Origin of the sequence: Trichococcus sp. (assembly GCF_049589555.1) — a bacterium.
Taxonomy (GTDB): Bacteria; Bacillota; Bacilli; order Lactobacillales; family Aerococcaceae; genus Trichococcus.
This window is the reverse complement of the sequence record NZ_JBAWAZ010000144.1, coordinates 1-8979: the sequence shown is the minus strand read 5'-3', so window position 1 is coordinate 8979 and position 8979 is coordinate 1. Positions and strand designations below refer to the sequence as shown.

The following is an 8979-nucleotide window of genomic DNA, read 5'->3' as shown; positions in this document are numbered from 1 at the left end:
GAAAACATGAATACTTAGATTTTATTCATGTTTTCCGGCGGCATTTCTACGCAACGAAAAAAACTGACGCAAACCTCTCAAGTGGCTCGCGTCAGTCTTTAAGTTACTGTATAGAATTGGTCCGGATCAGATCAGGAAGGAATACAGTTTGGAATTCTCGTTCACCGAAATGTAATGCGGATCGAATTTTTCGAGCCTGCTGAGCAGGCCTTCGAGGTCGTCCTTATTTTTCAACAAGATTCCGATCAGTACAGGTCCTTCGCTGCGATGGACCTTTTTCGTATATTCGAACTTGGTGATGTCATCGTTGCCGCCCAATATGTCATTCACGAACTCTTTCAGCGCGCCGGCCCTCTGCGGGAAGTTCACGATGAAATAGTGCTTCAGACCTTGATAGAGTAGGGAGCGTTCATCAATTTCAGCCATCCGATTGATATCGTTGTTACCGCCGCTGACGATGCAGACGACCGTTTTGTCTCTGATTTCATCTTTGTATTGTTCCAAGGCAGAAACGGAGAGTGCGCCGGATGGTTCCGCTACGATAGCTTGTTTAGTGTATAAATCGATGATGGTTCCGCAAACTTGTCCTTCGGGCACGACCAGGATGTCATCGACATTTTGTTGGCAGTGTCTGAAAGTCAAATCACCGACAGTCGCTACGGCTGTCCCATCACAGAATTTATCAATTTCAGTCAAAGTCGTCACTTTATTCGCATCAAGCGAAACTTTCATGCCAGGGGCGCCCAATGACTCCACGCCGATGATCTTTGTTTCGGGCATGGCTTCCTTCATGTAGCTGCTGACTCCTGAAATCAGGCCGCCGCCGCCGATTGCCGCGAATACCATGTCGGCCGTTTCGCCTTCAGCAACGAGATCCTGGTGGATTTCCACTGCCAAAGTGCCTTGCCCGGCGATCACATTGCGATCATTGAAAGGTTCAATGAAAGTCAGATTGTGTTCATCCGCATAGGCATGGGCGGCCTCATTCGACTCGTCGAAGGTATCGCCGATCAGTTTGATTTCAACATACTCTTTCCCGAAATAACGGACTTGGTCTATTTTTTGGGAAGGCGTTGTCGACGGCATGAAGATGGTAGCTTGGATAGCCAAATGGTTACAGGTATAAGCTACCCCTTGCGCATGGTTGCCGGCTGAGGCACAGATTACTCCGGTCTCCGTTTCGGCTTCGCTCAGCTGCGAAATGGCATAATAAGCGCCTCTCAATTTGAAGGAGCGGACGATCTGAAGGTCCTCCCGCTTCAAAAAGATGTTGGCATGATACTTCTGCGATAAATATGCATCATGCTGCAAAGGTGTCTGCTTGACCACACTGCGCAGTACTTTATATGCTTTAAGTACGTCTTCTTTGTTCACTAACTCATCCGTCATTCTATCTGCTCCTAATCTATTGAATACAATGATGAAGAGAGAAGGCTTAAAAATAAGGATGCTCTCAACCTACATCTGATTCATTATTGTTGTTCATTCACGAAAGGCATCATTTTACGCAATTCAGCACCGACTGCTTCGATCTGGTGGCCTTGTTGCTTAGCGCGCATTGCGTGGAAGTCAGGGAAGCCAGCTTTGTAATCGTCAGTGAAGCGTTTAGCGAATGCGCCTGTTTGGATGTCAGTCAAAACGTCCTTCATGCGGTCTTTCACGTCTGATGTGATAACGCGTGGTCCGGAAACATAGTCGCCGTATTCAGCTGTGTTAGAGATAGAGTGGCGCATTTTTTCCATGCCGCCTTCATACATCAAGTCAACGATCAATTTCAATTCGTGCAATACTTCGAAGTAGGCGATTTCTGGTTGGTAACCAGCTTCGACCAATGTTTCGAAACCTGCTTGAACCAAGTGAGTTGTTCCGCCGCATAGTACAGCTTGCTCACCGAACAAGTCAGTTTCAGTTTCTTCTTTGAATGTTGTTTCCAAAACGCCTACGCGTGTAGCGCCGACTCCTTGTGCCCAAGCAATAGCGATATCTCTTGCGTTGCCTGTTGCATCTTGGAAGACTGCGAACAAAGCAGGGACTGCAGATCCTTTAGCGAATTGACGGCGAACCATGTGGCCTGGGCCTTTTGGAGCAACCATGAATACATCGATATCAGCAGCAGGTGTGATCGTACCGAAATGGATGTTGAATCCGTGACCGAATGCGATGGCATTTCCAGCTTCTAAGTTAGGAGCGATTTCAGCTGCATAAACGTCAGCTTGTTGCTCATCAGGGATAAGGATCATTACTACGTCAGCTTGTTTTGTTGCTTCAGCAACAGAGAATACTTCGAATCCGTCTTCTTTTGCTTTGTCTGCAGATTTACCTGCACGGATTCCGATGATGACATCATTACCGTTGTCGCGTAGGTTTTGTGAATGTGCATGTCCTTGAGAACCATATCCGATAACGGCGATTTTTTTGCCCTCTAGTGCTTTTACTGTTACGTCTTGATCGTAGTATACTTTAGTCATATTGAAATGACCTCCTTATTTTTTTTATATTCTCAATGCTTTTTAAGCAATTTGATTCGGTCAGTAGGGTAATGCGGTTGATTGGGTTTAAGCTCTTAGGCCTAAACGTTTTTCGGTGATGTCGGTTGCGCTGATGACGTCGACTTGTTTTTCCAATTGTTTCGTCAACAGTTCAGCAGCTTCCAAGGTATCGAAGTTGATGCCGACTGTGATCAAGGATATGTCATAATCTTCCGTACCGGTCAGCGTCAAGGTATCGATATTGTATTGCGGCTTCAGGATAACTTGCGTGATGCGGTTCAACACGCCGGGTTTATTTGCGACTTTGGTTTGGATTAATCTTAGCATCGTCCTACACACCTTCCATTTCGTTATTTGGCCTGCCACTTGCAACCATAGGGAACACCAATTCATCTTTGGAGATCAGGATATCCAAGACATAAGGACCAGGATAGTTCAAAGCTGTCTGGATCGCTGCATCAACTTTATCGGGATCGGATACTCTCGCCGCTGTGATGCCGTACGCATCAGCAAGTTTAACGAAATCAGGTGAATCCGGAAGCTCGGAATGAGAGTAACGGCCTTGATAAAATTTATTCTGCCATTGATGAACCATGCCCAGTACTTCATTATTCAGAATAAAGTACTTCACATTCAGCCTGTTGGCATTCAGGATCGCCAATTCTTGGTTGGTCATCTGGAAACCGCCGTCGCCGACGAAGCAGACAACCGTTTTTTCAGGATAGGCCATTTGCGCACCGATCGCTGCCGGAATGCCGAAGCCCATCGTTCCCAAGCCACCGCTTGTCAGCAATTGCTTGCCGTACTTGAACGGGTAATATTGAGCCGCCCACATTTGATGTTGGCCTACATCCGTTACAACAATGGCTTCACCGTTTGTCAATTCACCGATGTACTCGACTACATGTTGCGGTTTGATGAAAGTATCCGATTTTTCATAACGGAAAGGGTGTTGTTTTTTGTTGTCCATCACGTGGCTGAACCAAACAGAGTGGTCGGGAACTTCAGCCAATTTTGTGTCGTTCAGCATGATCAGAGCCAATCTGGCGTCAGACAACACTGGAATATGCGTGTGCATGATTTTACCGATTTCAGCATTATCAAGGTCAACATGGACAATGACTGCCTCGGGAGCAAAATTGGTTGGATCGCTTGCTACACGGTCATCGAAACGGGCACCGAAGTTCAACAGCAAGTCACATTCCATCAAAGCCATATTCGACGCGTAGGAGCCGTGCATGCCGCCCATACCCAATGCCAGTTCATGTTTGATAGGGAAGCTGCCCAGACCCAAAAGCGTGTTTACAACGGGAATTTGGTAGTATTCCGCGAAAGCCAACAATTCTTTCTCAGCTTTTGCATGGATAACGCCATGACCGGCCAAAATGATCGGTTTCTTGCTTGCTGCAATCGCTTCGTTCACTTTTGCGATCTGTTCCGGAACAGGCAGACATTCTGGTTTGTATCCCGGCAGATTTTTTTCAGGTTGGTTGTAATCTTCGTAGGCGACTTCCTGGACACCGATGTTTTTTGGAATATCGATGACAATCGGTCCTTTTCTGCCTGTATTCGCAAGGTAGAACGCTTCATGGATGATGCGCGGGATATCTTTTGCATCACGGATTTGATAGTTGTATTTCGTCACAGGTGTCGTCATGCCGATCATGTCCGTTTCCTGGAAAGCATCCTTGCCGATGCCTGCTTCATGCACTTGGCCAGTGATCACGATCAATGGAACAGAATCCATCTGAGCGGTTGCGATACCGGTCAAAGCATTTGTTGCGCCGGGGCCGCTTGTAACGATACAGACGCCTGGTTTGCCGGTAGCGCGGGCATAACCGTCAGCCGCGTGGACAGCGCCTTGTTCATGTCTGGTCAATACGTGATTCGATTCGGATTTGTAGAATTCATCGTAGATGTGAAGAACAGAGCCGCCTGGATAGCCGAACAGAACTTCAACACCTTCATTTTTCAAGGCTTCAACAAGAAGGGTTACGCCTTTTTTTGTTTTAGTTTTCATTTCAGATTCCATTTTAATCTCCCCATTTCTCGTTTTTCCTATGTCTGTTTGCAATATGGATAAAAAAAAGCATCCTCATCAATTAATGATGGGATGCTTCATCCCATTTGATTACCACAAATAGGACTTAAACAATCTGTAAAAAATTTCTACAGTGTTTAACTCCTAGATCATTAAGACGATAATAATGTTTAGTGGATTCATCGTTTTCATATGGGATACCTGATTTCTATATGGATTTGTTATTGCTTAAGTGATTGATATAATCATATAAGATTTACATGAGAGTGTCAACGGTAATTTTCATATTATTTTCACTTATTTCTAATAATTGTCCGAAATGAACGTGCTGGACGATTATTTTGTGCGCATCATTGGCTTGACAAAAAGTCATACAGCTCGGGAAGCTGTCTTTCTGCGGCCCGTTCGGCATACTGATAATAAGCATCCAGACGCTGCACGTTCCGTTCCATCCTGCCAATGGAAAGCTGATCTGGTGCAATGACAAATGCCTTGTTCTCCTGTTCCAGTTGCTCAATCAATTCCATCGATCGGTTATAGGCGATGTGCCGCTGTTCGATGGCTGCAATAACTTCGGGATAAGCCCGCAGATGGCGCCGGATAATGGCGTTGAAGCGCTGCTTTTCCTTGATGTAACCACGCGGACGCGTCAAAATGATCACGTGCTTTTGGTTACCGTCTTCGATCGCTTTTTCGATCGGCAGCGAGTCGACGATGCCGCCGTCCAGATAGAATTTGCCATTGATTTGCGTAGGGGGCATCAGCAACGGCACTGTGGAAGACGCCCTGATTTTGAGTGCCAATTCTTCAGTAGTTGCGATTTCTTCCTTATCGAAATAAACAGGTTTTGCGGTCTCCATATCAGTCGCAACGATCTTCATGGAAGCCGGATTTTGCTTGAAAAAATCGAAATGAAAGGGAATGTCGGTCGTGATCGCCTCTTCATAGATGTATTTGGTGTTGAAATAACCCTGGCCATTGAGAAGGTATTTCATACCTGAAAAAGCCGGATTTGCGGCGATATCAACAAACGAAGTTTTTGCGCGGGTAAGGTCCCGGCTGACATAATTGATGCCATTGACCGATCCGGAAGAGACCCCGATGACATAATCCAAGTAGATTTCTTGACGCAGCAAAGTGCTGATGACTCCTGCGCAAAAGACGCCCCGCATAGCCCCTCCTTCAATGATCAAGGATACTTTTTCTTTATTTTGGTCCATACATTTTCCACCTCACTCTATAGTATAGATGACATTGCGGTGTGATGCGATGCTTTTCTCATTATTTATTCCTTAAGGCCCGGGATGGCGAAAGCCTTTTCCGTATGCGGCAAATGTGGTATATTCGCAGTAAAGGGTACCCAATAATCACAATACTGTAGATGGGGTGATGGAATGATCAGATTCGACCACGTGAACGTCATTCGCGAAAAACGGAAAATTTTGAACGACATCAATTGGCACGCAACAAAAGGCGAACACTGGGCCATACTCGGCTTGAACGGATCCGGCAAGACAACCTTGCTGCAACTGTTGAACGGCTATCTGTGGCCCAGCAGCGGCAAGCTGATCGTGTTGGGGGAAACTTTTGGGCAAACGGCCATCCCCGAGTTGCGCAAACGGATCGGCTGGGTCAGCTCCGCCCTGCAGCAACAGCTGAATCCTAACGACATCGCTGAACACATCGTATTGAGCGGCAAGTTCGCTTCGATAGGCGTCTGGACCGTCCCGACTGAAACCGAAAAACAACAGGCGCTGGAACTCTTGATCAAATGCGGCGGAAAAGAACTGATCGGGTTTCGCTATGGCATCTTATCCCAAGGGCAACAGCAGATCATTTTGATAGCCCGTGCTTTGATGGCCGAACCGGAAATACTGATACTGGATGAGCCCTGCAACGGCCTTGACCTGTTCGCGAAAGAGAAACTTTTGGAGGATATCCAGCGGATTGCCGATGAGCCTGAAGGGCCAACGATGATCTATGTGAGCCACCACACCGAGGAAATCCTGCCTTGTTTCAAAAAACTGATGCTGCTGAAGGATGGTTCCATCCATAAGACAGGCAAAACGGTCGACTTGCTGAAAGAGGAAATCTTGAATGATTTCTATGGAAAACCGGTGCAGACGATCCGCATGTCCAAGAACAGGCTGGCAGTATTCCCAAAATGAAGCATCTGAATAAATAGAAAACAGCCGAGAAACCAAGTATCCTCCTATTGGTTTGTCGGTTATTTCTTGGAAACGCTTCCTGAATTTAGGGGAGATTGTGCAAAAAATATAAAAGTTTCGGACGGATCGACAGGATCATAAATAACAATCCTATTAGAAAGCCGTATTTGTGATAATATTACTGTACAAAATTTGATAAAATAAATACAATGTAAAAATAAGAAGAAATGGGGGAGTAAAAAATGAAGAAGAGAATTGGCCTATTTTCTGCTTTAAGTATGTTTATGTTGTTATCCGGTTGTGGAGCGAACACGGACAACGCAGCTGACTCAAGCGCTGCTGTTGAAAGTGAGGAATCTGTTGCTGCAAGTTCTGAATCAGTGGAGGCTGTGACGGGCGCATCAGAGGTTACCTATACGGACCCGGAAGAACTGAAGAAAAGTTATGATGTCATCATCATCGGTTCCGGAGGCGCTGGTTTGACTGCAGCGATTTCAGCGAAGGATGCCGGTCTGAATCCGGTCATCTTCGAAAAAATGCCAGTGCACGGCGGAAATACAATGAAGTCTTCTGCAGGCATGAATGCATCCGCAACGAAATTCCAAGCGGAACAAGGCATCGCAGACTCAAATGAATTATTCTATAACGAAACTTTGGCTGGCGGAAAGGGCACAAACGACCCCGAATTACTGCACTATCTTGTCGACAATTCAGCCTCCGCCATCGATTGGTTGGACACAATGGGGATCACTTTGAACAACATCACAGTTACCGGAGGCATGAGCGTGAATCGTACGCATCGCCCATCCGATGGTTCCGCAGTTGGTCAATACTTGGTCAAAGGTTTATACGCGAATGTCATGGAACGCGAGATCCCATTGTTCGTGAATTCGGATGTCAAAGAAGTCATCGTGACTGACGATAAAGCCAGTGGAGTCAAAGTCGACTTCAACAACGAAGGTGAAATCACGGTTTCCTCCGATGCAGTCATCATCGCAACCGGCGGATTCGGAGCTGACCTGGAGATGGTCACAGAACTTGCACCTCAACTTGAAGGCTATGTCACCACCAACCAACCAGGATCGACAGGAGACGGCATCAAAATGGCGCAAGCTATCGGAGCTGCAGTCGTCGACATGGATCAAATCCAGATCCACCCGACCGTGCATCAGGAATCTTCTTACCTGATCACTGAAGCGATCCGCGGAGAAGGCGCTATCCTTGTGAACCAACAAGGCGAACGTTTCATAAACGAAATGGAAACCCGCGACACAGTTTCAGCAGCAATCAATGCTTTAGAAGAAGGCTATGCTTACCTAATTTTTGATGCAGGCGTGAAGGACCGTGTGAAAGCAGTCAACACGTACATCGAAAAAGGCTTTGTCCAATCGGATGAAACAATCGAGGCTTTGGCAGGTCAACTGGGAATTGACGGCGGAACATTAGCACAAACATTGACTACATGGAACGAAACAGTCGCTTCCCAAGTGGATGGCGCATTCAACCGTCAGACAGGCATGGTTAACCAATTAGCGGCAGCACCATACTACGCAATCCAAATCGCGCCTGGTATCCACCACACAATGGGCGGATTGAAAATCAATGCCAACGCACAAGTCATCAGCACGGAAGACACTGTAATCGAAGGTCTTTACGCTGCCGGCGAAGTTACCGGAGGCGTGCACGGCAGCAACCGTATCGGCGGCAATGCTGTAGCAGACATCATCGTATTCGGACGCCAAGCAGGGAATCAATCAGCCAGCTACGTCCAATCAATGGAATAAATGAATCATTAAATAAAAAAAGGAACAGCAACCCCTCGCTTGGGTTAGCCGTTCCTTTTTTTTGGTCGTATGATTGTCTGAATTTTTGGGCTGGGGTTCGCGTGGTTCGTAGCGGAATTCCTCGCATAAATGGTTTTTGCGCGGAATATCGTGTATTCCGCGAACGTTTTTCCCCGCCAAGGTCGTTTTCGCGGTTTTTCAGACTGTGTTTTGAACTGATTTTCCCCGTCAAAGTGGTTTTGACGGGTTATTTCTGGGCATAAATTCAATTCCCGAATAGAAGGGGATGCATTACTGGTCGATTCCCAAGAACTGGGCTTCATACAGGCGACGGTAGGTTCCGTCCTGAGCCAGCAATTCCTTGTGCGAGCCTTGTTCTGAAATCCCTTGTTCATCGACGACGATGATCCGGTCGGCATGCTTGATGGTCGTCAAACGGTGCGCGATGATCAATGTCGTCCGACCTTTAGACAAGTTATCCAAGGATTCCTGGATTA

At 46.6% G+C, this 8979-nt stretch carries 7 protein-coding genes and 1 pseudogene; 2 read left to right on the top strand and 6 right to left on the bottom strand.

Features of this window, described 5'->3' with window-relative positions; translation table 11 throughout:
• Positions 1 to 126: 126 nt before the first annotated feature.
• From ilvA to WBV27_RS05765, 5 genes are all read right to left on the bottom strand, one after another.
• Positions 127 to 1389, bottom strand: coding sequence for a threonine ammonia-lyase IlvA (gene ilvA, locus WBV27_RS05785; protein ID WP_424200232.1), 1263 nt, complete (start codon positions 1387 to 1389; stop codon positions 127 to 129).
• Between the two features lie 83 nt (positions 1390 to 1472).
• Positions 1473 to 2468, bottom strand: coding sequence for a ketol-acid reductoisomerase (ilvC, locus tag WBV27_RS05780; protein ID WP_424200230.1), 996 nt, complete (start codon positions 2466 to 2468; stop codon positions 1473 to 1475).
• Positions 2469 to 2555: 87 nt separating this feature from the next.
• The gene (ilvN, locus tag WBV27_RS05775; protein WP_424200228.1) at positions 2556 to 2816 is read right to left on the bottom strand and encodes an acetolactate synthase small subunit; all 261 of its coding nucleotides are present in this window, start codon (positions 2814 to 2816) and stop codon (positions 2556 to 2558) included.
• A 4-nt stretch (positions 2817 to 2820) separates the two neighbouring features.
• Positions 2821 to 4509, bottom strand: a complete 1689-nt coding sequence (ilvB, locus tag WBV27_RS05770) for a biosynthetic-type acetolactate synthase large subunit (protein ID WP_424200226.1) — start codon at positions 4507 to 4509, stop codon at positions 2821 to 2823.
• 371 nt (positions 4510 to 4880) lie between these two features.
• The gene (locus WBV27_RS05765) at positions 4881 to 5750 is read right to left on the bottom strand and encodes a patatin-like phospholipase family protein (RefSeq protein WP_424200224.1); all 870 of its coding nucleotides are present in this window, start codon (positions 5748 to 5750) and stop codon (positions 4881 to 4883) included.
• Between the two features lie 174 nt (positions 5751 to 5924).
• Between WBV27_RS05765 and WBV27_RS05760 the strand changes: the two genes are divergently transcribed.
• Both WBV27_RS05760 and WBV27_RS05755 read left to right on the top strand, forming a co-directional pair.
• A complete protein-coding gene (locus WBV27_RS05760; RefSeq protein WP_424200222.1) occupies positions 5925 to 6698 on the top strand; it encodes an ABC transporter ATP-binding protein in 774 nt (257 codons plus the stop codon).
• 242 nt (positions 6699 to 6940) lie between these two features.
• Positions 6941 to 8482, top strand: a complete 1542-nt coding sequence (locus WBV27_RS05755; RefSeq protein ID WP_424200220.1) for a flavocytochrome c — start codon at positions 6941 to 6943, stop codon at positions 8480 to 8482.
• Between the two features lie 291 nt (positions 8483 to 8773).
• Here WBV27_RS05755 and WBV27_RS05750 read toward each other — a convergent pair.
• Positions 8774 to 8979 (bottom strand): annotated as a pseudogene (locus WBV27_RS05750) (multidrug ABC transporter ATP-binding protein); the annotation flags it as partial.